Annotated in this window: 26 protein-coding genes; 9 read left to right on the forward strand and 17 right to left on the reverse strand. The window is 37.0% G+C overall.

All coding sequences use genetic code 11. From position 1 onward, the window contains the following. Together AC6EIZ_RS05215 and pheS are read right to left on the reverse strand one after the other, a co-directional pair. Positions 1-909 carry an NAD(+) kinase gene (locus AC6EIZ_RS05215; protein WP_498512949.1) on the reverse strand — a complete coding sequence of 303 codons (909 nt, stop codon included), beginning with the start codon at positions 907-909 and terminating at the stop codon, positions 1-3. A gap of 96 nt (positions 910-1,005) precedes the next feature. Next, positions 1,006-2,013 carry a phenylalanine--tRNA ligase subunit alpha gene (pheS, locus tag AC6EIZ_RS05220; protein ID WP_498512950.1) on the reverse strand — a complete coding sequence of 336 codons (1,008 nt, stop codon included), beginning with the start codon at positions 2,011-2,013 and terminating at the stop codon, positions 1,006-1,008. Between the two features lie 68 nt (positions 2,014-2,081). On the opposite strand from pheS, the gene surE reads away from it, so the two are divergent. Further along, positions 2,082-2,870, forward strand: a complete 789-nt coding sequence (gene surE, locus AC6EIZ_RS05225; RefSeq protein ID WP_498512951.1) for a 5'/3'-nucleotidase SurE — start codon at positions 2,082-2,084, stop codon at positions 2,868-2,870. Positions 2,871-2,873: 3 nt separating this feature from the next. Here surE and AC6EIZ_RS05230 read toward each other — a convergent pair whose 3' ends face one another. Further along, positions 2,874-3,437: a DUF3611 family protein gene (locus AC6EIZ_RS05230; protein WP_498513192.1), complete on the reverse strand. Its 564-nt coding sequence runs from the start codon at positions 3,435-3,437 to the stop codon at positions 2,874-2,876. Between the two features lie 60 nt (positions 3,438-3,497). Between AC6EIZ_RS05230 and AC6EIZ_RS05235 the strand changes: the two genes are divergently transcribed. From AC6EIZ_RS05235 to AC6EIZ_RS05255, 5 genes are all read left to right on the forward strand, one after another. Beyond that, positions 3,498-4,427, forward strand: coding sequence for a bifunctional riboflavin kinase/FAD synthetase (locus AC6EIZ_RS05235; protein ID WP_498512952.1), 930 nt, complete (start codon positions 3,498-3,500; stop codon positions 4,425-4,427). A 147-nt stretch (positions 4,428-4,574) separates the two neighbouring features. Further along, positions 4,575-5,621: a thiamine phosphate synthase gene (locus AC6EIZ_RS05240; protein WP_498512953.1), complete on the forward strand. Its 1,047-nt coding sequence runs from the start codon at positions 4,575-4,577 to the stop codon at positions 5,619-5,621. Next, positions 5,618-5,836 (forward strand): sulfur carrier protein ThiS, encoded by a 219-nt coding sequence (thiS, locus tag AC6EIZ_RS05245; protein ID WP_498512954.1) that lies wholly within the window; start codon positions 5,618-5,620, stop codon positions 5,834-5,836. Before AC6EIZ_RS05240 ends, thiS begins: the two co-directional genes overlap by 4 nt. An 18-nt stretch (positions 5,837-5,854) precedes the next feature. Next, the gene (locus AC6EIZ_RS05250; RefSeq protein WP_498512955.1) at positions 5,855-6,823 is read left to right on the forward strand and encodes a DUF1517 domain-containing protein; all 969 of its coding nucleotides are present in this window, start codon (positions 5,855-5,857) and stop codon (positions 6,821-6,823) included. A 125-nt stretch (positions 6,824-6,948) separates the two neighbouring features. Then, a complete protein-coding gene (locus AC6EIZ_RS05255) occupies positions 6,949-7,116 on the forward strand; it encodes a DUF8633 family putative protein (protein ID WP_269606593.1) in 168 nt (55 codons plus the stop codon). Between the two features lie 200 nt (positions 7,117-7,316). Here the strand turns inward: AC6EIZ_RS05255 and larB are convergent, their stop codons facing one another. From larB to era, 6 genes are all read right to left on the reverse strand, one after another. Further along, positions 7,317-7,964: a nickel pincer cofactor biosynthesis protein LarB gene (gene larB, locus AC6EIZ_RS05260; RefSeq protein ID WP_498512956.1), complete on the reverse strand. Its 648-nt coding sequence runs from the start codon at positions 7,962-7,964 to the stop codon at positions 7,317-7,319. Position 7,965: 1 nt separating this feature from the next. Beyond that, on the reverse strand, positions 7,966-8,298 hold the full coding sequence (locus AC6EIZ_RS05265) for a TIGR03792 family protein (RefSeq protein ID WP_498512957.1): 333 nt from the start codon (positions 8,296-8,298) through the stop codon (positions 7,966-7,968). Between the two features lie 109 nt (positions 8,299-8,407). Then, positions 8,408-8,917, reverse strand: coding sequence for a 2-C-methyl-D-erythritol 2,4-cyclodiphosphate synthase (gene ispF / locus AC6EIZ_RS05270; protein WP_498512958.1), 510 nt, complete (start codon positions 8,915-8,917; stop codon positions 8,408-8,410). Positions 8,918-9,170: 253 nt separating this feature from the next. Beyond that, positions 9,171-9,377 carry a hypothetical protein gene (locus tag AC6EIZ_RS05275; RefSeq protein ID WP_498512959.1) on the reverse strand — a complete coding sequence of 69 codons (207 nt, stop codon included), beginning with the start codon at positions 9,375-9,377 and terminating at the stop codon, positions 9,171-9,173. Between the two features lie 149 nt (positions 9,378-9,526). Continuing rightward, positions 9,527-10,315: a tRNA (guanosine(37)-N1)-methyltransferase TrmD gene (trmD, locus tag AC6EIZ_RS05280; protein WP_498512960.1), complete on the reverse strand. Its 789-nt coding sequence runs from the start codon at positions 10,313-10,315 to the stop codon at positions 9,527-9,529. Between the two features lie 5 nt (positions 10,316-10,320). Continuing rightward, on the reverse strand, positions 10,321-11,262 hold the full coding sequence (gene era / locus AC6EIZ_RS05285; protein ID WP_498512961.1) for a GTPase Era: 942 nt from the start codon (positions 11,260-11,262) through the stop codon (positions 10,321-10,323). A gap of 50 nt (positions 11,263-11,312) precedes the next feature. Here era and AC6EIZ_RS05290 point away from each other — a divergent pair, with 50 nt between their 5' ends. Further along, entirely contained in the window at positions 11,313-11,825 is a 513-nt protein-coding gene (locus tag AC6EIZ_RS05290) for a sll1618 family protein (RefSeq protein ID WP_498512962.1), read from the forward strand. Positions 11,826-11,866: 41 nt separating this feature from the next. On the opposite strand, the gene AC6EIZ_RS05295 is transcribed toward AC6EIZ_RS05290, so the two are convergent. The 5 genes from AC6EIZ_RS05295 to AC6EIZ_RS05315 form a co-directional block, all read right to left on the reverse strand. Then, positions 11,867-12,604, reverse strand: a complete 738-nt coding sequence (locus AC6EIZ_RS05295; protein WP_498512963.1) for a Bax inhibitor-1/YccA family protein — start codon at positions 12,602-12,604, stop codon at positions 11,867-11,869. Between the two features lie 75 nt (positions 12,605-12,679). Beyond that, positions 12,680-13,657: a PhoH family protein gene (locus AC6EIZ_RS05300; protein WP_498512965.1), complete on the reverse strand. Its 978-nt coding sequence runs from the start codon at positions 13,655-13,657 to the stop codon at positions 12,680-12,682. A gap of 37 nt (positions 13,658-13,694) precedes the next feature. Beyond that, positions 13,695-14,027, reverse strand: coding sequence for a 30S ribosomal protein S16 (gene rpsP, locus AC6EIZ_RS05305; RefSeq protein WP_498512966.1), 333 nt, complete (start codon positions 14,025-14,027; stop codon positions 13,695-13,697). Between the two features lie 87 nt (positions 14,028-14,114). Continuing rightward, positions 14,115-15,578, reverse strand: a complete 1,464-nt coding sequence (gene ffh, locus AC6EIZ_RS05310) for a signal recognition particle protein (protein WP_498512967.1) — start codon at positions 15,576-15,578, stop codon at positions 14,115-14,117. Positions 15,579-15,615: 37 nt separating this feature from the next. After that, positions 15,616-17,670 (reverse strand): IMS domain-containing protein, encoded by a 2,055-nt coding sequence (locus AC6EIZ_RS05315; protein ID WP_498512968.1) that lies wholly within the window; start codon positions 17,668-17,670, stop codon positions 15,616-15,618. 113 nt (positions 17,671-17,783) lie between these two features. On the opposite strand from AC6EIZ_RS05315, the gene pdhA reads away from it, so the two are divergent. Further along, positions 17,784-18,860, forward strand: a complete 1,077-nt coding sequence (gene pdhA / locus AC6EIZ_RS05320; RefSeq protein WP_498512969.1) for a pyruvate dehydrogenase (acetyl-transferring) E1 component subunit alpha — start codon at positions 17,784-17,786, stop codon at positions 18,858-18,860. Positions 18,861-18,881: 21 nt separating this feature from the next. Here the strand turns inward: pdhA and AC6EIZ_RS05325 are convergent, their stop codons facing one another. After that, on the reverse strand, positions 18,882-19,823 hold the full coding sequence (locus tag AC6EIZ_RS05325) for an RpoD/SigA family RNA polymerase sigma factor (protein WP_498512970.1): 942 nt from the start codon (positions 19,821-19,823) through the stop codon (positions 18,882-18,884). A 158-nt stretch (positions 19,824-19,981) separates the two neighbouring features. Next, positions 19,982-21,595: an NAD(P)H-hydrate dehydratase gene (locus tag AC6EIZ_RS05330; RefSeq protein WP_498512971.1), complete on the reverse strand. Its 1,614-nt coding sequence runs from the start codon at positions 21,593-21,595 to the stop codon at positions 19,982-19,984. Between AC6EIZ_RS05330 and mnmA the strand changes: the two genes are divergently transcribed. Continuing rightward, positions 21,574-22,788, forward strand: coding sequence for a tRNA 2-thiouridine(34) synthase MnmA (gene mnmA, locus AC6EIZ_RS05335; RefSeq protein ID WP_498512972.1), 1,215 nt, complete (start codon positions 21,574-21,576; stop codon positions 22,786-22,788). The genes AC6EIZ_RS05330 and mnmA overlap by 22 nt on opposite strands. Positions 22,789-22,790: 2 nt before the next feature. Here mnmA and AC6EIZ_RS05340 read toward each other — a convergent pair whose 3' ends face one another. Further along, entirely contained in the window at positions 22,791-24,263 is a 1,473-nt protein-coding gene (locus tag AC6EIZ_RS05340; RefSeq protein ID WP_498512973.1) for an apolipoprotein N-acyltransferase, read from the reverse strand. Positions 24,264-24,381 lie beyond the last annotated feature (118 nt).

A 24,381-nucleotide genomic window follows, 5' to 3' on the forward strand; every position in this document is an offset into this window, starting at 1 on the left:
TTATCTTTTATCAGGTTTGGCTACATGAGGTAATCCCCAGCCTAATTTATTTCTAAGGACTTGAAAGAACTCATTATCTGAAAGTCTAATAAATTTAACCGGATGGTCACTTTTTCTAATTAAAACCCGATCTTCTGGCCAGACATAGCAGCCTGCACTGCCATCTACAACCATCATCAATCTCTCAGGCGTCGCAGGGAAAACTGTTACTGGTTCTTCATTACTAAAGACAAGCGCTCTTGATGCAAGTGAATGAGGAGAGATTGGGGTAAGTTGCAAAACAGGGCAATCTGGGGTAATCACTGGCCCCCCAGCACTTAGCGAATAAGCAGTTGATCCAGTAGGAGTAGATAGAATTACGCCATCTGCAGAAATGTCTACGGGTGCATGCCGACCAACAGAAATTTCAAAATGACACATACTTGTCATAGGTTCCCTATGTAATGCCATTTCATTAAGACAGAGGGCTTCCCAACGGCATTGATCTCCTCTCATAACACTTACGACAAGACTGGTTCTCTCCTCAATTTTCCACTTTCTTGCAACTAAATGCTTGAAAATTTTATCTATATCTGAAAGATACGCCTCAGCTAAAAAGCCTAAATGTCCTGTATTAATAGTGAGTATGGGAATACCAATAGGTGCAGTTTGTCTTGCTGCAGATAAAACAGTTCCATCCCCTCCTAAGACAACAGCAAACAAGATTGAAGAGTCAAAGCCATCTGGAATACATGAGTTGTATCCTTGTGAACTCATATATTGATCAGGATTAGTAAAACCTAATAACCCGCCTGCGCTACTAACTCTGACAACATCAAAACCAGAACCTTCTAGTTTCTTTTGAAAAGTTTTTGCTGTTTTAATAGCAAGCTCTTTCCCGTCATTAACGATCAGTCCTACTCGGGGCACCGATCATACTTCACAAACTATTCATCAATATTACAATTAAATGTGAATAATACTTATTTAATACCATAAAAAATTAATTCAAAAAAATATTCAACTTTAAAATTGTTCTAAAAACCTAAGGTCACTTGTGTATAACTTTCGAATATCATCCACACCATGACGAACCATACAAAATCTTTCAACACCAAGTCCAGCCGCAAATCCGCTGTATTTGTCTGGATCAATTCCTAATCCTTCAAGAACAGCAGGATCAACCATTCCGCAACCCATAACCTCTAACCATTTCCCTCTCCATTGAACATCAACCTCTGCCGATGGTTCAGTGAATGGGAAATAACTAGCCCTAAATCGAATAGGTAAATCTCCAAAAAAAGCTTTTAAAAAAGCCATCACTGTTCCTCTGAGATGGCTAAAGTCGAGATTTTGATCAATTGCCAAAACCTCTATTTGATGAAAAACTGGCGAATGTGTAGCATCAACTGCATCTCTTCGATATACACGACCAGGAGAGACAATTCTTACAGGAGGCTTTTTACTCTCAAGGCAACGGATCTGAACAGGTGAAGTATGAGTTCTTAAAAGATATTCTCCACCTAAATAAAAAGTATCTTGCATATCTCTAGCTGGATGGTCTGGCGGAATATTTAAGGCTTCAAAATTATAGTAATCATTTTCTATCTCAGGACCTTCAGAAACTTGGTATCCAAGACCCAAGAAAAGATCAATTATTTGCTCAGTAGTTGTTATTAAAGGATGCCTATGTCCTTGAGAAATACCAGTTGGAGGTGCTGTAACATCTATAGTTTCTTTTATTAGTATCTGATTTAAAGACTGAGTTTTTAAAAATTCAAGCTTTTCCTTTATTAATTCTTGCAATTGAGTTTTTAAAACGTTCGCTCTTTGACCAATTAAAGGTCTTTCCTCACTAGAAAGATTTTTCATCTCGCCCAAAAGAATTGAGAGTTTTCCTTTTTTTCCAAGGAAACCCAACCTTAATTTGTCTATTGATTCAGGATTTTCAGAAGCAGCAATCTCTTTTGCAGCCTCGTTTTCTAAAATCTCAAGCTCATTAATGAGCTGTTTTAGGGATAATGTTGAACTCAATGAATTCCTATCTCAAGTACTAGTTTAATCGGTAATTAGTCCAAGTTCTAAAACCCAATCGCTAAAAAATGAAACCATTAAGAATTTTAATTAGTAATGATGATGGAGTTTTTGCAGAAGGGATAAGAACACTTGCTATTTCTGCAGCTAAAAGAGGACATAAAGTTACTGTTGTTTGTCCTGATCAAGAAAGATCAGCAACTGGTCATGGATTAACTTTACATTCCCCAATAAGAGCTGAAAAAGCAGACGAATTATTTGGGGAAGGAATTAAAGCTTGGGGTTGTAGTGGTACTCCTGCTGATTGCGTAAAACTCGCACTTAATGAACTTCTTGATCAAAAGCCAGACTTAATTCTTTCCGGAATTAATCATGGACCTAATCTAGGTACTGATATTTTTTGCTCAGGAACTGTGGCTGCTGCACTTGAAGGGACATTGGATGGAATCCCCTCCATAGCAGCAAGCATTGCAAGTTTCCAATGGAAAAGTTTTAGTTTTGCTGGGAAAATAGCCTTAGATATTGCAGAAAAAGCAATTGAGCAAAGTTGGCCAAAAAATTTACTCCTAAATTTAAATATCCCTCCTTGTGAAGAAAAAGAAATGGGAGATTTGGTTTGGACAAGACTCTCAATAAGGCAATACGAGGAACAATTCATTCGTCGAGTCGACCCAAGAGGTAATACCTATTTTTGGATGGCTGGAGAAGCCGTAAAAGATCTTCAATCTGCTGGTGAAGGACCTAAAGGATGGCCAAGTGATGTATCTCAAATCGCTTTATGCTCGCCTTCATTAACCCCTATTCAACCAGATCTCTTTTGGAGAGGAGATTTGAATGAATTACCAAAATTAATCTAAAAGTTAGTTTTTCCTAAAAATCCTTTGCAATAGCCACAAAGAAAAAATCAGCCCAATCAAGTGAGCAAATAAAACTTGTGTGTTACTCAAGACAGAAAGCATTTCTAAAGATGTAATTGGATAATTTTCCATTGCCCTCATACCTGCACCAATGGAAATCCCAGGGGCTTGCATTGACGCCTGAACGAACAAAGCGCCTGCTAAAGATTGATATCCAATCGACGAAAATACCAATCCAACTAAATCGACAATCAAGCCTCTCTTAAGCAATCGACTCGTTTCGCCTCTACTTGGGCGAGCCTCGCTCCCTAGGGCTCTACCAGTCTTTACTATCAACCAGCCTTGCCAAAGGCTAAATAACAATAAAATGAATGCCAATGTCGTGAGAGACAAACCTGGCCCTAAGCCCAATGCTCTCTCTGAGTTTCTAGCTAAACTACTTCCAACATTGTTAAACAACAAAACACCCACCACCACTACACCCAAAATTGTTTGAATCCAAAAACGAAGCCAACCAATTCTTCTCATCCCTAGAGAAAGCAATTGAAAGTCACGTTGATCTGCTATCACGATGAATAAGGCAATAAACCAAACTTGCCATTTAAGCACAAAAATTGCACGTTTATCTTGATCCCTCTCTGTGCTCCTGAGAACGCGAAACTACCTACAGCACTTGCTTTAGGTAGTTTCGATGGCCTTCATTTAGGTCATAAAAAAGTAATAAAAGCTATAGTAAAAGATCCAATTGGGGTTCCAACTGTTGTCAGTTTCTGGCCTCACCCACGTGAGGTTCTCTTCGGAGAATTGAGATTAAGATTAGATTTACCAACTGAAAAAACATCACTGCTCGAGCCACTGGGAATAGAACAATTAGTTTTAGTTCCATTCAATAAAACTCTTGCCTCTAAAAGTGCTGAGACATTTGTAGATGAAATACTAGTAAAAACCCTTCAAGCCAAACACATAGCAGTTGGAGAAAATTTTAGGTTTGGGAACAATAGAGAAGGTGATATTCATACTTTAAAAAAGATAGGCGCATCGCTTGGTATAAAAATTTCTACTATTCCTATCCTTGAGGACAATGATGGTCGGATTAGTAGTAGCAGAATACGAAATGCACTCAATGACGGTAATTTAAAACACGCAAAATATTTGCTGAAGCGTCCATATACCTTCAAAGGAACGGTAGAGAAAGGCAAGGGGTTAGGGAAAAAGATTGGATGGCCAACAGCAAATTTAAAAATAGATGGTCGAAAATTCCTTCCAACTTTGGGAGTCTATGCAGCCTGGGCTTCAATAGCAAACAAAAAAGAACGTTATTCAGCTGTTATGAATATGGGTCCTCAGCCTACAATTGATCCAAGCTCATTATCAGCAGTAGAAGTTCACCTTCTACAAGAAGAAATAAACCTATTAGGACAAGAATTAATTATTGAACCTGTACAAAGAATTAGACTTCAAAAAAAGTTTGAAAGCCTTGAAGCACTGAGCCAACAAATAAGTTTAGATGCAAAATTGGCAAAAGAAATATTGGAAAAAACTACTAAATCTAAGTAATAGTGGGATAAGCATTAGATAATCCCCACACAACAAATAAACCTATGCCTCCCAACAAAAAAACACCCCAAATAAGCACGGTCATATTGTTCTCAGAATCATTTTCCACAATAAAATTTAAATACATATCATCTAATAAAGGATGACATGAAATCAATGCCTGTCACCCCTCCATCTAATAATCGTATTGCTCAATTAATTGACGCGAACCTTGATCGAGCTAGGGAAGGGCTTCGAGTAATGGAAGATTGGTGCAGGTTTGGTCTAAAAAGAAGGGATTATTCTATTCAAATTAAAGATTGGAGACAACAATTAGGGGTACATCACCTCAACATTTATCGAAAAGCGAGGCTTACATCCAATGACCCAGCGATGGGGGTTTCTCATCCTTTACAAAAAATCAGATCAACCCCAGAGTCTGTATTTATTGCGAACTCATCTAGAGTTCAAGAAGCCTTAAGAGTAATAGAGGAATTTACACGGATAACAGACCCGAAGCTTTGTGAAGTAGCTACCAAAATTAGATACGAAACTTATGAGATAGAGATAAAAGTGCTTAATACAACCCAGGGGTTACCTAAAAGACAAAATTTACAAGATTGTTCCATATATTTAATCACCACAAAAAAGACTAATCTTGAAGAAATCGTTCTTCAGGCCCTAAAAGCTGGCGTAAAAATAGTTCAATATAGAGAAAAATTTTTAAATGATAATGAAAAAATTTTTCAAGCAAAATGCCTAGCCTCTCTTTGTAAAAAATACAATTCACTTTTTATAGTCAATGATCGTATCGATATCGCACTTGCGGTTGACGCTGATGGAATTCATCTAGGTCAAGACGATATCCCAACAAAAATCGCGAGAGAGCTTTTAGGGGATGAAAAGATCATTGGCCGAAGCACGCATTGCCTTGAAGACATAAAGAATGCCGAAGAGGAAGGCTGTGACTATATTGGCATAGGACCTGTTTTTCCCTCTGAAACAAAAAAGAAACTAAATCCAATTGGAATTGACAACCTTAGACAGGGATTAAGTAAAACTCTCCTACCTGCATTTGCTATTGGTGGAATTAATAGATCAAATATCAACAAATTAAACCAGATAAATAATCTACGCATAGCCGTTTCAGATGCAATCATTAATTCAAATGACCCCTTTTCAAAAACTGAAGAGCTTCTAAAATTACTAACATGAAATTAACAATTAACGGCGAAACTAAAACCATTGATAACCCTATTAAAGAATTTCTACTAGAGGGTTTACTTGAACACTTAGGTTATAAACCTCAATTGGTTGTAGTTGAATTAAATGGTGCAATTATTAATCCAAAAGATTGGTTATGTACAAAAATAAAAAATGGCGATTGCTTAGAAGTTGTGACAATTGTTGGTGGAGGTTCCTACAGTTAGTCAATACCTAAAAAATAAGTGTTCCAATTTACTCTCTTTAACTGGTTTAAAAGAAAAAGATTTTTTTCTTTTCTGATTATTTCATCAATAATTTCCTGTTTTTTATTTATTAATCCCAACCTGGCTTCAGCGGCAAGTGGAGGTCGTATTGGTGGAGGAAGTTTTCAGTCACCCTCTGCACCACGAAGCCAAAATTACGGAGGCTATGGAGGCAATAATTTTAGAGGCTATGGAAGTGGCTATAGAGGAGGCGGGATTGGGTTCCCTTTCTTATTACCAATATTTGGATTTGGTGGCGGTGGGATTTTCGGATTTTTAATACTTATGTCAATCGTTGGTGTGATTGTTAATTCATTTAAAAACCCTTCAGATTTTTCCAGCTCAAGTAACAACTCAATAGTTTCTCAATCTACAAACCCAACCAACGTATCCTTAATACAGTTTCAGATTGGCTTGTTGGCAAGCGCAAAAGATATCCAATTAAAGCTCAGAGAGCTTGCATCCTCTTCAAACACCTCAACGTCATCCGGTCTTCAAAGAGTTCTTCAAGAAACAACACTCTCCTTATTACGTAAGTCCGAATTATGGGTCTATTCAAATATAGAAACAGGTTCCGTTCCTTTTTCTTCCGCAGAATCAACATTTAATCGGATAGCAATAACTGAAAGAAGTAAGTTAAAAGCAGAACTCACCTCAAACTATTCCGGTCAAATATCTAGACCAACAAACAAAGACTCCTCCCATGCTGGTGATGCTGATTCAACAAACGAATACATAGCAATAACGATTCTAGTGGCAACCAAAAAGGATTTAAAACTAAAAAACTATGCAAGTAACGAAATTATCACAGATGCATTGAGATTACTCGGCTCAATAACATCAAATGATTTAATTGCTTTAGAAGTTATCTGGCAACCCGACGGAGAGGGAGAAACTCTGAGAGAAGAAGAACTTATAACTCAATACCCAAATCTTAAACATTTATAAAGCCAGTAACAAAAGAGACCAAAAACCTGATTTCTTTATATTCTTTTCATCTTATTTACGTAAAGAAGAGACAAAAAACAAACAAATAACAGTTAGCATTCCGTGACAGTTATTTAATAATAGAAGTGTCGGCTTCTTCACAACCAGAACCTCGTTCAATGAAATGGGAAAGCTCTGGAGAGCTTGCTCAAAGAGATTTATCAGAATTAGTCACTCGACTTCTCGATGTTGAATCGAGCAACAATAGTGATGAGCTAACAAGACTTGGTAGCAAATATGACGAAGAATCTTAAGACTACAAATTCCCCCTTGCGCTCCTAAAGTAAATAGTCCAACTTAGGTGAAAAAATAGAGTAAAAATGAGGAGAAAGACTATCCAATGGATAAACACACCTGTTCTTACTGAAGCAATGTTCCGATATGAAAAAGGTTTACTGCCAAACTCGTTGAAATTGTGGTTAGAACAGGTTCTAGAAATAAATTCAACAAAAGATTAGGCTAATAAAATCCTCATAGCAGCCATTGCGGCACCATAACCATTATCAATATTTACTACTAATAAACCTGGAGCACAACTTGCAAGCATTCCCTCCATAGCCGTTTTACCTCCACCACTAATCCCATATCCAACTGAAACAGGAAGTCCAATAATTGGCTGTGGAATTAATCCAGCAAGCACAGTGGGTAAAGCGCCCTCCATGCCGGCGCACACAATAACTACTTTTGCTAATTTTATCTCTTCCAACCTATCTAGTAGCCTGTGAAGTCCTGCGACACCAACATCAATCAATAATTTAGTTTTTATTCCATGCAAATTCAAAGCTATTTCTGCTTCTGAAGCCACTCCAAGATCACTTGTTCCTCCAGTCAAAATAATTACTTCTTCTTCCGAAGAAGTACATTCCTTAAACTCCCCCATAGTTAAGCAACCAGATATTTCATGAAACTCTGCAGAAGGAAATTCAACTAATAGTTTTTCTCCTTTCTCTTTGGAAAGTCTTGTTACCAAAGCAACTTCAGACTCAAGTTGATATTTTTTCAAAATTTCAGAAATTTGTTCAATTGTTTTATGCTCCCCCCATATGGCCTCAATTACACCTAGACGACGGCGCCTCTGAAAATCAATAATTGATTGATTCATTTTATTCTGGATTTAACTCCCCTTCAAAAATCAATGGGAAAGGATTTCCGCTAGTTTCACCTGTTTCTTTTCTGGCAATCTTTTCGAAATCCTGCTGGACAAAATTTATTTCTGTCTGAGAGATTTTTTTCCAAACTGCTCTTGACTCCCATCCAATCAATAAGGTTGCTTCCTCAACTTTAGGATCCCAAAAAAGTTGGCGTCCTAAAAAACCATCTTGTTTCAACAACCATGGTTCCCAACTCCCTTCTTCGGCTTTTAACCAAGCATGTTTAAATTTTTTCGGAACATCAAGCTTAAGGTGCTCGACAATAGATCCCTTGGGAAAATTCACTTTCAGTAACGACTCAGCTTGAATGTTTTTCAGGTTTCCAAAAATAGTAGACAGAAAAATCAATGAAACAAAAAGGAACCTAAATATTTTTTCGATAAAATTTTTCTTTCTACTTGTTTTCATTCCTTTTCATCAAAACCACTGCATGACAACATATACCTTCCTCTCTCCCCTCAGCACCTAATCTCTCATTCGTAGTTGCTTTAACTCCAACATCATCAATGTCGACTCCTATCTTCCTCGATATTTTTTCCTTCATCAAGTCAATATAAGGTTTTAATTTTGGCCTTTCAGCAACAATAACTGAATCAATATTTTGAATTTGCCAACCTTTCTTCTCTATTAATTCCATTACTTGTTCAAGAAGAAGCAAACTATCTGCATTTTTCCATTTAGGATCATGTGGAGGGAAATACTTTCCAATATCACCTAAAGATAACGCTCCTAAGATTGCATCCATAATTGCATGAGTAAGAACATCTGCATCACTATGCCCATCAAGCCCTAGACCTTCAGGATGATTTAACCTGACCCCGCCAAGTATTAAAGGTCGACCAGGAACCAATCGGTGCATGTCATAACCATTACCGATGCGTAGCTGAGGAAAATTATCAGTCATACCACAGGTTTTCGGGGAAGAAGTTCGACCTTTGACTCATCTGTAATTCAACTACGCAAGTTTACGAAGTAATTAATTAAATAATTGTCTATCATTCCATCATAGTTCAGCACAGAGCGAACTTTAGTGGATTTAAGTAAGCGTTATTTAATACTCGCAAATCAGTTAATGATAAAGAAAAATCACTATTTAATGGCAAATATAAATAACTTTCTTATTAGAAACGACTTTAAAACTGAAAAATAGAGATTTCTCAACCTACATATCCCAGATCAATTAAATCTGTTGTCAATATCTGAAATTTTCTATTTATTTTAGTTGATTTTTCATAAGGCGCGGGTGTACATATTTCATTTCCTTTAGGTGTTGTATGTGCTCTTTCAATGCCCCAGTCTCTTCTTCGCAGATTGACTGGAGTTCCTTTTGGTAATGGATTAGATATCATTCTTGCTCGTTGCATTCTTAAAATCATCTCAATACAACTTAGTTTTTATCATGTATCAGTCCTAAATCAATGCTCAAAAAGCACACTTATTGGCAACACTTCTTACTCTTTCAAGTTGACTCATAATCATTACATACAAGAATATGAAATATCTGATCCTTGGTTCAATCATCGAACCAAGGATCAGATATTTCATATTCGTTACCTATTTGTAAGCTCACTTCAGTTTTCAATAATGAACTTGTCTTTTCGAGTGATAATTGATCGAGCTTCCAAAGTTCAAACAAATCAGGTCTACGTGACTGAGTCCTCATTTCTCTTTGCCTCTGCCTCCATTTTTTAATCAATTTATGGTTACCACTCAGAAGAACATCAGGAACTTTCATACCTTTAAATTCTGAAGGACGTGTGTATTGCGGATGTTCTAAAAGAAAATCATTATGACTTTCTTCTTCTAGTGATTCAGCACTGCCTAAAGTGCCAGGCAATAAACGAGCTACTCCATTAATCACAGCTATTGCAGGGATTTCTCCACCGGTAAGAACAAAGTCTCCTATTGAAATCTCTTCATCAACTAGAGACCGAATCCTCTCATCAAATCCCTCATAACTACCACATATCAATATAAGTTGATCTTCTTTTGACCATCTAGAAAAATCAGATTGAGATATTTTTCTACCTTGTGGAGTCATCAAAAGTATCCTTTTTTTATTTAGCTTTGGAATTTGATCAAATACCGAAAAATAAGGTTCGGGCTTCAAAACCATACCAGCGCCTCCGCCATATGGTTCATCATCAACTTTTCGATAATTATCTATTGCATAGTCACGAGGATTATGTATATGAATTGATGAAATCTTCTCTTCAAATGCCTTTTTTATAAGTCCATGATTAAAAAAATTTTTAAAAGCTTCTGGAAAAAGGCTGACTACATCGAACCTCAATTTACTCATTTTAATTAGCTCCCTTCATAACCAAACTCATTAAGTCGAGAAGATTTACTTCTCCAGTCAGGAACAACTTTAACAAACAATTCTAAATAGACATTTCCATTAATTAAAGTTTGAATTTGTAGTCTTGATTCCTGGCCAATTTTCTTCAACATACTTCCCCCTTTACCAATTAAAATACCTTTCTGACTTTTTTTTTCAACACAAATAGTTGCAAGTATTCCTGTTCTTGAATTCTCTTTAGATTTTTTTTTCGAGGGTATATCTTCAATTTTATCAATAGAGACTGCAACACTATGAGGAACCTCTTCGCGTGTATTTATTAAAACTTGTTCTCTTATAAATTCAGCCATCAAAAACTTCTCAGGATGATCACAAGTCATATGACTTGGATATAACTGAGGACCCAAAGGTAGTTTTTCTTCTATTTCATTTATCAATTCATTACATCCATTTCCTGTAAGAGCACTACAATAAAAAACTGGCCAATTTGTACCCTCAAAAAAATCTAAATATTCTTTTTTTCGTTCATTAAATTGACTCAACTTAACAAGATCCCATTTATTCAAAGCAACAATCACTGGGATTTGTAAATTTCTAATCAAATTCAAAATAAATTCATCGCCCCTACCTGGAGAATGATTGGCCTCAAAAATAACTAAAACCCCATCCACCTCTCCAATAGATCTCTTTGCACTCTGAACAAGTCTTTCACCTAATAAATGGTGAGGCTTATGAATACCAGGGGTGTCTACAAAAATAATTTGAGACTTTTTATTCGTAAGTATTACTTTTAATCGATTTCTAGTGGTTTGAGCAATGGGTGATGTAATCGCAATTTTCTCACCAACAAATTGATTTATTAAAGTTGATTTACCAACATTGGGTCTACCTATTAATGCAATAAATCCAGACTTAAAATCCTTTTGATTTAAATCTCCCACAGACATTTCTTTCTCTACGATTATCTATAGCCTTACTCTAAAAGAGCAGGAAAACCATGAATGAACAGAAACCAACTTTTAAAGAGGCTATGCAAGCATCAATGCTTTGGTGCAAAAGTTGGGAAAATGATGAAATTAGTGACGAAGTTATTTCAGATCGAATTGGAGAGCTTATTAAAACAGTTGAGGGTGCACGAGGATTTTTTGTTGTAAGTCTCTCAATAGATTGCCCATTAATGGATAGATTTCCTGATGCCTTGATTTTTCAATTAAGAAATTCTGGAAAAATTGTTGTTGACTTAACCGTAAAAAACCTTGCCATGAGTTCAGCAATGATAATTACACATCGAAAAAACAATGATCCTCAGGAAATCCAATCAGAGAGAATAAAAATTCGTTGTATTGAATTACTTAAACTTTTAGATTCAACTCAGGTAAAAAAACGATTAGATGTTTTACTTGATGCAACAAAAGGTTTTGGAGCAGACTTGATTTTTCTTAATAAATGGGGTTATAACGATGAACAAATCAAGGCAATATCAGAAAGTATTTTTGAAGTTGCAACATAAAAAAGAGCTGCAAAGCTCTTTTTTATGCTTATTAATTAGAATTAATCTCTTCTGCCACCGCCCTGAAGAGCAATAATAAGACGAAGAACAAAAACAAATAGGTTAATGTAAGTCAGGTACATTCCCAATGCTCCGGCCAAGTACTGCTCATCGTTGTATCTTCTTGGCATTGTGTAGAAATCTACAAAAGACATTGCAACAAAAAGTACAGTTCCAAAGCCAGCAATCATTAATTCAAATCCACTGCCTCCGAACATCCCCGGGGCAAATAAACCACCAATTAACTGGAAGACCATTGCAATAATTAGACCAAGAAGTCCAAGCCCAACTGCACCTTGCAAAGCTTGACCAACGTTGTCACTCATTTTCCTGCCGACAGAAGATGCAATCACGAAAGTGATCCCAGTAGCGAATACAGCTGTACCTATGGCTCCCATTCCTGCAACTTGAATTGCCAAACCAACAATCCCACTTAACGTGAATCCAGTTAATAAGCTGAATCCTGTAAGAAGTGGAAGCGCCTTAGAGTTATTTGCATTGTTGGCAGCGCTACTTGCCATGAAGAATAGAACTATTTCGGCAATAAACGCGACAATAAATAGTGGGCCAAATAAAGGATTGTTAGTTGCTTGTAAAGAAAGCCCGCCTAAAACGCCTAACCCAGTTAATGCCATTCCTCCGCCTACATAAGGCAAGGCTTTGTTTACTACATTTGGACCGATAAGTGCACTTGATTGTGCTTCACGAATAGCTTGTTGAAAATTGCTGTTTGCTGGCATAACGCACCAGATAATTATTAATTTTCATTTTGGCACAAAAAAAATAAGTCTTCACAAATGTGAATGCGGATCACCCTATCGTCTTTTTTTATCTAGTTCTGCATAAGCATCAACAACGCTTTGAACAAGAGGATGTCTTACTACATCTGCCGAGGTGAGTCTGCAAACTGAAATCCCATCAACCTTTTCGAGTAAATCAGCTGCTTCAATAAGTCCACTCATTTGTCCAAATGGCAAGTCTACTTGGGTTATATCGCCAGTTACTACCATCCTTGATCTCTCACCTAACCTGGTAAGAACCATTCTCATTTGTGCTGGTGTTGTGTTTTGAGCTTCATCAAGTATTACAAAGGATTCTTCTAAAGTCCTTCCTCGCATATAAGCCAAAGGGGCAACTTCAATCACATTTTTTTCTATGAGTAAATTAGTTTTTTCTTGTCCAAGTAAAGAGTGAAGAGAATCATATAAAGGTCTTAAATAGGGATCAACCTTTTGCTGCAAGTCTCCAGGTAAGAAGCCCAATCTTTCACCAGCTTCAACTGCAGGTCTTGTTAAAATAATTTTCTCAATTTTTCTCTCAGTAAGCATTCGCACCGCGAATACAGTTGCTAAGAATGTTTTGCCTGTTCCTGCTGGACCTAAAGCAAAAGTAAGATCACTTTTCTCCATAGCTTCTACATATAATTTTTGCCTAATTGTCCTTGGTCTTAAAAGATTTCCTCTTTGACTTCTGGCTAAAACTTTAGTAGTTGATTTGGCGTGATCATTTTTTTTGCCATTATCCAAAGCTTTAGCCGCGGCATGTAAATCAACGATTGAAACAATTTGTCCTTCTTCCCAAATGGGCCTAACTAATTCAACAATTGCAGCAGCTCTCTCTAATTGATAAGAAGTTCCCTTTATTTCGAGCTGCAATCCCCTTAACGCAAAATTAGCTCCTGTAAGATTTTCCAATCTATGAAGTGTTGCCTGACCAGTCCCTGACAAAGCAGTAGCAGCATCGGAATCAGGCAGATCTATACAAAAGCGACCCTCAGTGGCTGCTTCAGACATATATATTTTTCAAGTTATTGATACTCATCAAAACTTCTTATTCAGAAGTTTCCGATGCAGCTGCATCTTTTTTCTTTGCTGATCTCTCTTTTTCTTGTTTTTGCTTACCTAAAACTTCAGCTGGTCGAGCTTTCTTTTCAAGTAGTCCCCCTTTTTCTAATAAAGTTCTTACAGCATCAGTAGGCTGAGCACCTTGACCTAGTCGAATTCTCAAAGCCTCTGTATCTAACCTAGTTTCCTTGGTTCTTGGATTGTAAAAGCCTAGTTCTTGTAGAGGGCGACCATCTCGCCTGGAAGTGCTATTACAGGCAACTAGACGAAAACTGGATTCACGCTTTTTACCAAACCGCTTAAGGCGGAGCTTGATCATCTTCGATTTATTTGTAAGTGGATTGAACTCAAAAGTTCTTCAAACTAATAATACTCCACAGATGATTAATTTAGCTTTTTGATATACCTAAAGATCACCAAAACCTTTCTTTTTCTTAACTGGTCTCTGTCTTCTGGGTACAGAATTGGGCCCTCCTCTTCCTTTTCTTGACTGATAAGGATTAGCACCTGATGAAGGCATTCCAGGAAGTCCTCCCATACCCGGAAGTCCTCCCTCCATACCTGGAAGCCCACCTCCAGTTGACATCTGCTTCATCAAGCCTCGCATCCTCTGGAAATCAGCGAGAACCTTATCAACGTCTGCTGACTTATGTCCGCTGCCACTCGCAACTCTCCGACGTCTTGATGGTTGTGCTGCCAATAATTCAGGCTTATTCCTTTCCTCTACTGACATTGAACCAATCATTGCTTCGATTTTTTTTAGCTGATCTTCTCCACTTTTTATCATTCCATCATCAATTTTATTCATCCCAGGAATCATTTTGATCAATCCCCCTAACGAGCCCATTCGTTTTATCATCCTCATCTGCTTTACGAAATCTGAGAAATCAAAAGTTGCTTCTTGAAGCTTTTTTTGCATGACTTCTGCATCAGCAATTTCAACTTCTTTCTGTGCTTTTTCAACAAGGGTTAAAACATCCCCCATGCCTAAAATTCTGCTCGCCATTCTCTCGGGATAGAAAGGTTGCAAAGCCTCAACCTTTTCTCCAGTACCTATAAATTTGATTGGTTTACCGCTGATTTTTCTTATAGAAAGAGCAGCTCCACCTCTTGAATCTCCATCTAGCTTTGTGAGAACAGCACCTGTTATTCCTACTTTTTCATGAAAACTTCTGGTAATATCTGCGGCCTCTTGGCCAATCATTGAATCCACTACCAACAAAACCTCATCAGGCTGAACGGCCTTTTTAATACGAACCATCTCGCCCATCATTTCCGTATCAATTTGAAGTCGACCAGCAGTATCTACAAGGACAGTGTCGAATCCCTCTTCTTTAGCTTTTTCTAAACCTTGTCTGGCAATATCCTCAGGCTTGAAATCGGAACCTAAATAAAAAACATCTACGTCAATTTGATTCCCCAAAGTTACTAATTGATCGATAGCAGCTGGCCTATATGTATCAGCAGCAACCAGTAATGGTTTTTGATTTTTTTCTTTAAGAAGCAATCCAAGTTTTGCTGTGGCTGTAGTCTTTCCAGCTCCCTGAAGGCCAGCCATTAAAATCACAGTTGGTTTTTCGTTTGAATTTGCCAAGGGGTCATTCTCTCCACCCATGACATTCACAAGTTGCTCATGAACTACTTGAATAAATTTCTGCCCTGGGTTTATACCTCTGACAACTTCTGTACCTACAGCCTTAACTCGTACTTCATCGATAAATTCTTTTACCACTGTCAAACTAACATCTGCTTCTAGGAGAGCTCGTCTGACTTGTTTAAGTGCTTCATCAACATTTTCCTCAGAAATTTTTGCTTCACCTTTGAATGCCTTTACAGCATCTTCAAATTGATTGGTTAGTTCATCAAACATTTTCTTGGTGTTGAAGAAATAATTTTAAAATTATTTTTTAATTTCCACTAATATAGTCAACAACTTGCCAGTTATTTTTATTCTTACCTATTATATATTTTACTTTCAAAGAAGGGATAACGGTTTCTGTCAAAACCTCACCTGAAGAATTAATGGTTTTATCTTTGTAATTTAATTCTACATCTGCTGCTATTCTTTTATCTGATCTTTGCAGAATTTTGATTGAAATTATATTTGCATCAATAATCTGTCTTTGACCTAATAATTTATCTTTCTTTCTTTGTTCAATAACTCTATTAAATAGCGAAGATCTTGCTACAGAAGAAAGAAATTGACTATCAAAACCATTCAATATATCTGCTTTACCTTTCAACCAAGATTCAATAAGAAATTTAATTTCCTGATCTGATGGAGCCAATGAAGTGAGAGGAATTAATTTATTTAAGTTTAATCCTTCTTTGTTATTTGATTTTTGACTTGATTCATTATAATTAATTTTAATTTTATCTGGTTTAATGACCTCATTTCTTGAAATATTATTGAGATTGTTATTTTCGTTTGGTTTTCTCTGTGTAAGTATTCCAATACTAGTTCCAATAATAAATAGGCTGGCAAATGCTAAAGCACTTGAATAAATTGGACGTTTCAATATGAAAGATTTAAAATCTGAATTTTTTATTAATTCAATTGCTAAAGAATATTTTGAAATTATGTTTTTGACTAAATCAGATCTTAAAAAAGCTTCTTTACTTTTAAATGGTGATTCAAATGACTTTTCTCTCAGCATTTCATCTATGGCACCCCCTGGCATTGGCAATCCTGCTTCTGCTAAAAGATTTTTTGATGAATTATTCTCAAGTTGTTGTTCAGGGGCCAATGAAGATAGGAAAGAAAAGCCTGCCTTTGCAATACCTAATGCTCCATTCTTTTCTAATTGTTCTATATAATCTTGTACTTCTTTATCGGCAAACCAATCATCAAGATTTACAGATAGTATTTCAACATCACTAAAACCTACTAAAACATCTTTTTTCAACCAATTTCGACAATAGTCACAAAGAGCCGCCAAAGTCTCACCAGGATAGTTATCTAACCAATCTTTTAATTTCTCATCTGAACTACTTCTAAAACGAGCTTCTGCCTGTCTTACATCCCCTAATAAAAGGTCTAAGCATCCAATTAGTGGCATCGCATCAAAGCCATTAATATTAATATTCCTGAGATATTTACGAGCTTCTTGTAAAAGTTCTGGCTTCCTAGAAGAAAAGCCAGAGGCAACTAGAGAAAAAGCGGCAAGGAAAGCTGCATCTTCAGAACCTCTTCGGTACCAATTCAAGTAAAGTTTTGATTGTTCTTTTGCCGTTAAAAATTTCCTAATTTGAAGAAAAAATAGCTCAAAGTCAGTTTGATTTAATCCTCCTATTTTTTCTGAATTTCTTTTCCCTTCAAGTCCTCCTCTTTTATTAACAAAATCTTCAAGCAACCTCATGCCATCATGATGAGATTTTTCATCTTCTTGGTTTCTACTTAATAAATCAAGAATTCTATATGGGAGTAAAGCTTCTAAATCTAATTCAAGGGTTTTTCTTTCTTCAACAAGCTTACCCATTCTTTGTAATAACTGTATGCCCTCCTCAAGCAATTCAGCCCCGGAGGCATATCTTCTGCTCGCTTGCTCATCAATAGAAGCATCCCTACAAGATAAAGCTGCTATCAAGGTCAAATCAGATTCTCTACCACTACCTAGAGCAGGAGCTTGTGGAGGTTGTAATGCTTTTTTTGCAAGTTTAAACGCTTGGAAAGAAGCTTTTGATTCCCAAAGAAGAAGTAAACCAGCAACTTCTCTTTTTGAAGACAAATCAAGGCCTGAAGAGCCTTCAATCAGAGCAAGTTCGTAAGATTGACGTTCTTTAGGATTGGATAGAAGATCAGCAGAAAGTCGCAATAACTCAGATCTCTGAGCTAAAACTTCATAAGTAAAGCCTTGCTTGGGAGGACGATCTAGCCTTAGCTGAAAAGCCCTGAGGACTTCTTCAGCATTTGCAGAAGGGCTAACCCCCAATAAGCGAAAATGATCAATAGGTAATTCCAATCGCTACCAGGTAATTAGAAAAAATCTCTAGGCATCGTAAGGCGTTTTAATCATTTTGCATCCATTGACGCTTAAAGTCTAAAAAGGATTGATAAGTGAATATGAACAAAATCATGTCTCCCAACCCAGACAAAACCAGCCAAGACCCCAGTCAGCACAAGGAACACGCGGACAGACTAAGCAATCTTTCTGACACAAAACCCGCTGAAATCAATAGAGATATTGGTTTAAATCTTTTCAAAGATATGACTTTAGGAAGGCGTTTTGAAGACAAATGTGCGGAAATGTATTACAGAGGAAAAATGTTTGGGTTTGTCCATCTTTACAACGGACAAGAAGCAATAAGCACTGGAGTCATTGGTGCAATGCGACGCAAACATGACTGGTTTTGTAGCACTTACAGAGATCATGTCCATGCTTTAAGTGCTGGAGTCCCTGCAAAAGAGGTAATGAGCGAGTTATTCGGTAAAGAAACTGGCTGCAGCAAGGGAAGAGGAGGCTCTATGCATCTTTTTTCAAAAGAACATCATCTACTTGGAGGATATGCATTTATTGGTGAGGGTATTCCAGTTGCACTTGGGGCCGCCTTTACAAGCAAATATAGAAGGGAGGCTCTTAAAGAAAATAGTGATTCTGTAACTGCAGCCTTTTTTGGAGATGGCACTTGCAACATAGGTCAATTTTATGAATGCTTAAATATGGCCCAATTGTGGAAATTACCCATCATATTTGTGGTCGAAAATAATAAATGGGCAATTGGAATGGCTCATGACAGAGCGACTAGTGAGACAGAAATATGGCGAAAAGCCTCTGCATTTGGGATGAAAGGAGAAGAGGTTGATGGAATGGATGTATTAGCTGTAAGAGGTGCCGCTCAAAGAGCCCTAGAGAGAGCAAGAGCTGGGGAAGGGCCTACTTTGATAGAATGCTTAACCTACAGATTCAGAGGGCATTCTTTAGCCGATCCGGACGAACTGAGATCTGAGCAAGAAAAAGAATTCTGGGCAAAAAGAGATCCAATTAAAAAACTAAAAAATGATCTTACTAATTCTGGATTAGTTACTAATGAAGAATTGAAAATTATTGAGAAAGAAATTGATATAGAAGTTAATGATGCAGTTGAGTTTGCTCTAAATGCACCAGAACCTGATCCTAGTGAATTAACTAGATATATCTGGGCAGAAAACTAAATATTAATAATTAATAAATTTTCAGATTCCACTTGGAAGCTTTCTAGTGAGGTTTCTCAATTTCCTTAAAGCCTTTAGCTCAACTTGTCTAACCCTCTCACGAGAAACCTGTAAAAGTCTTCCTATCTCTGCGAGAGTATGTCTCTCATTACCCTCTAATCCAAATCTAAGTCTAATAACGTGCTGTTCTTGTTCACTTAAATGACTTAGCCATCTTCCTAGTTGCTCTTGATGGATTTTTTGTTCAACTTTATCCAGTGGTTCTTCTCCAGAGCCATCTGCTATTAGATCACCTAAGAAGCTACGACCTTCATCACCGTTGACTGGGGCATCAAGACTGCTTGTAGTAAGAGCTTGTCTCAAAATCGAATCAAGTTCTTCCAACTCAATTTCCATTGCCTCAGCTATTTCAATACGGCTAGGCATTGCCCCTAGCTTATGAGCCAAATCCAAGCTGATTTTTCTGATAGTCGCTAATCTCTCACTTAAATGAACAGGAAGACGAATTGTTCTTGACTGGCAAGCAATGGCTCTTGTCATACTTTGCCTTATCCACCAAAAAGCATAAGTAGAGAACTTATAACCACGGGTAGGGTCAAACTTCTCAACTGCTCTTTCTAATCCAAGAGAGCCTTCCTGCACTAAATCTAGAAGTTCCAGACCTTTTCCTTGATATTTTTTTGCGACACTGACTACTAGCCGAAGATTAGCTTTCATCATTCTCTCCTTTGCCCTTCTTCCTATTCGAATCAATCTTTTTTGATGAGAATTAAATTCTTTGCTTTGCTCTTTAATTTGACCATCTTCAGTGAGATTCATCATGGTTTGAACCTGATTACCAAGTTCAATTTCTTCAGCTGGTGTTAAAAGAGGAACCCTTCCAATTGAGGAAAGGTACCAACTAATTGGATCACTGCTGCGTCGTTTTTGTGATTCAGCAGGCTTGGGTGCAGATGAAACCATTGTTTCTTGACCCCGTACTTCAAAGTGGTAAGACTTTCCTACAGAAATCGCCAAAGAAGCGTAGGTTTCAAGAAGGCTTCAGATTCTGTTGACGATTAGTTAACAAATGACACCAAATAGACCAATTACAGCCCCGTAAATGTTTGTTTCAAAACATTTCAAGAATTTTCTTTTTTCATTAATTCTTCAAGAAAAGTGCAAATAGCACTTGCGGTGCTCCCTCTTGGGCAAGATGCACCAGCATATGCATGCATCAATGCAGATGCAGCGAGCAAATTAGTATCCAACCGATTACTACTTGCCAGGCCAATAGCTCCCATTCCTGAAACGAAACCAGCCAAAATATCGCCAAGACCAGTTCTTGCAATACTTGAATTCACTTGTCCGATTTGCCAGGTTTTGCCTTCTGGATCAGAAATAACACTATGTGCACATTTTAATAAGACCGAAGAGCTGCAAAGTTTTGCAGAATCAGTTCCAGCCTTCAATGGATTCGAGCAATCAATAAAAGGAAATAGCCTTTGAAATTCATCTAAATGAGGCGTAAGCCAGGTAGGTCCATTTCTATCATTTAGCCATTTCCAACCTTTCGAAGTTTTCGACAGACGATTTATTGCATCAGCATCAAGAATAAGTAGGCCTTTGAAATCTTTTAATTCAGCTCCAAAACAATCTTTTTCTTCTGCAATCCCTAATCCTGGTCCAAGCAAAATTGAGTCGAATCTATTTAGGTCAACCTCATTGAAAACTGTAGAAATATCTGAAGAGCCGTCCTGAAAAGTTTTTAGACAGCCAAGCAATAAGACTTCAGGATGCGTACTCCAAAGAGCAGATGAAACTGACTTAGGCAAAAAAGCGCTAACACTCCCAGTTCCACTTGCCAAAGCGCCATTCAAAGCAAGTGATGCTGCTCCCCTGTATCTCTCACTCCCAGCAACAACAAGAACTCTTCCTCTTTGGTATTTGCTTTTACTTTTACTCGGCCTAGGCCAAGTAAAAGTAGACAAATCTGAAAAAGAAATCCTTAGAGGCTGGGTTTCAGGCAGATCAGTCAAAATCTTATCTGGAATCCCGATATCTACTCTCTCTAGATCACCTACAAAATCAATAGCTGAATCTTGAATTAACCCAGACTTAAATAGGCCTAAAGATAATGTTAAAGTAGCTATGCATGATGAATTTGATATTGTATTTCCATTATCTGAGTCCAGGCCCGCAGGGACATCAATACTAACTAACTTATCAGGACTAAATGTTTTCTTCGAATTCAATAAGTGAACTATTTCATCAGAAATAGCTCTTGATTGTCCTAATCCAAATAAAGCCTCAATCCATAATAAATCAGAATTCGAATCGGGTTTATGCTCCAAGTTTTCAATCCCAATCTGTATTGCATAATCAAAATGTTTTTGTGTTAATTCTTTTTTCAAAGGAAATGGACACCAAATGGAGATATCTACGCCTGCCATATAAAGTTCTCTTGCAACAACAAGTCCATCACCTCCGTTATGACCTGGACCTACCAAAACGATTGCACCATTTTCAATCAATCCTTGTCTGTCTAATATCCATGATGAGATACCAATCCCTACTTTTTCCATCAAAGCTTCAACAGGCATACCCATAGAAAACATTTTTTTTTCTATGTTTTGCATCTGCTCTGAAGAAACCATCAAATGCTCCGAGTCAGATTGAGGCCAATTCAAAATCAAAAAGCAACCAATCCCACTATGAATAGAAGCTACTATCAATGCCAATGAATTTGGAAACAAGAGAAACAAAAAAAGTTTTAAATCATTTGACTTCAGACGAAACAGTCGAGAAAACATTAAAAAGACTGCAAACGTTTTCTGGAAATCATTCGGTTGTCGTGGGGCTTTCCGGAGGCGTAGATAGCTCCTTAACGGCTGCTCTTCTCTGTGAAGCTGGTTGGGATGTAGTGGGGTTAACTTTGTGGCTTATGAAAGGGAAAGGTTCTTGCTGCTCTGATGGATTAATTGATGCTGCAGGGATATGTGATCAACTTGGAATCAAGCATCACATAGTTGACTCAAAAGAAATCTTTCAAAAAGAAATTATCAATAATGTCTTAAAAGGATACGAGGAGGGAATTACCCCTTTGCCTTGCTCGCGCTGCAATAAATCAGTCAAATTCTCAGAAATGCTCAAATGGGTTAAAGAAAATAAAAATATCGAAAAAATTGCTACTGGACACTACGCAAGGATTAGATACTCAACTGAATCTTTCAATAAAAATGATCTTCCAAGTAATGGAATCAAAAGACATAAACTTTTAAGGGGTAAAGATCTCAACAAAGATCAAAGCTATTTTTTATATGATCTTCCTCAAGAAATTTTAGGAAAAACAATTTTTCCTCTAGGAGAATTAACCAAAGAGATAACACGAATCGAAGCTTTTAAACATTCATTAAAAACTGCTAAAAAGCCAGAAAGCCAAGACCTTTGTCTCGCTGAACATTACGGATCAATGAATGCATTTATTGATAAGTATCTACCCCAAAAGGAAGGAGAAGTTGTCCTTAAAAACGGGCAAATTATAGGCTCCCATAATGGAATTCAGCATTTCACTATAGGACAACGAAAGGGATTAGGTATTGCCTGGGAAGTACCTTTACATGTTGTTGAAATTGATGCCTCTTTAAACAGAGTAATTGTTGCCCCAAGAGAAGATTCTGGTCAGTCAGAGTGTGTTGTAAAAGATTTAAATTGGGTATCAATTGAAGCGCCTCAAGAACCAATTGAAGTTGAGGTTCAAATTAGATATAGAAGTAAAGCAGTGAAAGCAACTCTAATTCCAATTATTGATAGTACTAAAGAAAATTATTGTTATAAATGTCATATTCATTTTGAAGAAGCTCAATTTTCAATTACTCCTGGACAAGCAGCAGTATTTTACAAGGGTGATTATGTATTAGGAGGAGGACTTATTTCGAAAGAGTATTAACATTAACCATCTTTGCGTAATTGCATAAGAGCTATTAAACTTATAAGAATGACAGCAATCATAGGTAATTCATAAATAAATGTATATAGTGTTTTCTTTCCATTTAATTCCAGGTCAACGAGCTGAACAAGTTCTTTATTTGGGTTAAGGAGGGTATCAATTTTTCCATTACTTTTTATCAAAGATGTTGGACCAGTATTGGAGACAGATATTAAATTTTTTGATGTTTCAATACTCCTTAATTGAGCAATAGATAAAAATTGTCTCTGCAAAGAAATAGGATAAGGATCTAAATTAGCAATTACTAAAATCCATTTGGCCCCTTGATTTACGGCTTTAGCTATGGCTTCCCCATTACTCAATTCATAACAAATAGCACCTGCAAAAGATGGTCCCTCCCAGTCAAGAAGTCTTGATGGATTTCCACTTTTAATTCCACCTACTGCAGAGAGGCCATTTTTCAAAAAGTTTGGCAAAGCAGGAATCCATTCTCCCAGAGGGACTAATCTAGATTTATCCAATACATCTGAAAAAGACTCTTCACCTGGATTAAAAATTAATAGTGAACTTCGTAGAGAACCATTTATTTTCCTGAAACCTCCAGAGAGAAATTTAATAGGAAAATCTCGAATCTTTGATCTATCCAGAGGCAACGTTCCCTCTGGGGCAATTAAAAAAGATGCATTCATTTCAACAGCATCAGTCAATGCTCTATTTACTTTTGAAGGCAAAGCCTTTATTTCCTCCTGATTAAATTTTTGTCTTATTGGAATATTTGTTTGCCACATCGCAACCTTTTCTGCCGAATCAGTTGGAGAATCCAACAACAAGATAAATCCAATTAAATGAGCTAAAGAAAAATAAGCAAAGCCAAGAATAATCAATTTCTTGAATTTTTTTCTAGCTTGAAAAGCAATTGAAAATTGCCAAATCCACCATCCAGCTAAAAGATGTATGGAGGCCAATCCTCCCGAACCTATCCATCTTGCTAACCCAGCCAAATATCTATCTTGTGGTAATAAACTTGGCCCTACACCCATCCAAAACAAAGGACCTCTAGATAGTATTTCCTCAGTTAGGCCCCATATAGTTGACAATAAGACGGCATAAATAAACTTATTTTCTAATTTAGAAAACTGCAGTCCTCTAAGAGCAAAAAAGCCACTCAAAGCTGACCAAATAAAAACCAGAGCTCCTCCAAAGGCTCCACAAAAAAGCCATATAAAAATGGTAATAGGTAGGCTTAAATTTGAGTTTATCCCTACCCAAGTGATTGGATGTAAATATAGCAACCACTTATGACTCCATAAAATAGCCATCGCACCCCAACAAAAGCCTCCCCATGGATTCTTACTAGCGGGCCAAAGGAAAGATATTCCCAAAAGCATGAATATATAGTTGCCTTGACTAAGGGAGATACCTGCTAGAGATCCCCCAGCAAAAGCTTTAAAAAAAAGAGAATAGATATTATGCATAAATTCAATTTAGATAAAATATACACCGACAAAATTCATACTCTCTGGTTAGTTATCTTTTAAATAGATGTAATTTGGGTATTAATCTGTAAGAATATTTCAGACTACTTAATAATGC

Source organism: Prochlorococcus sp. G4PB16 (assembly GCF_059772465.1).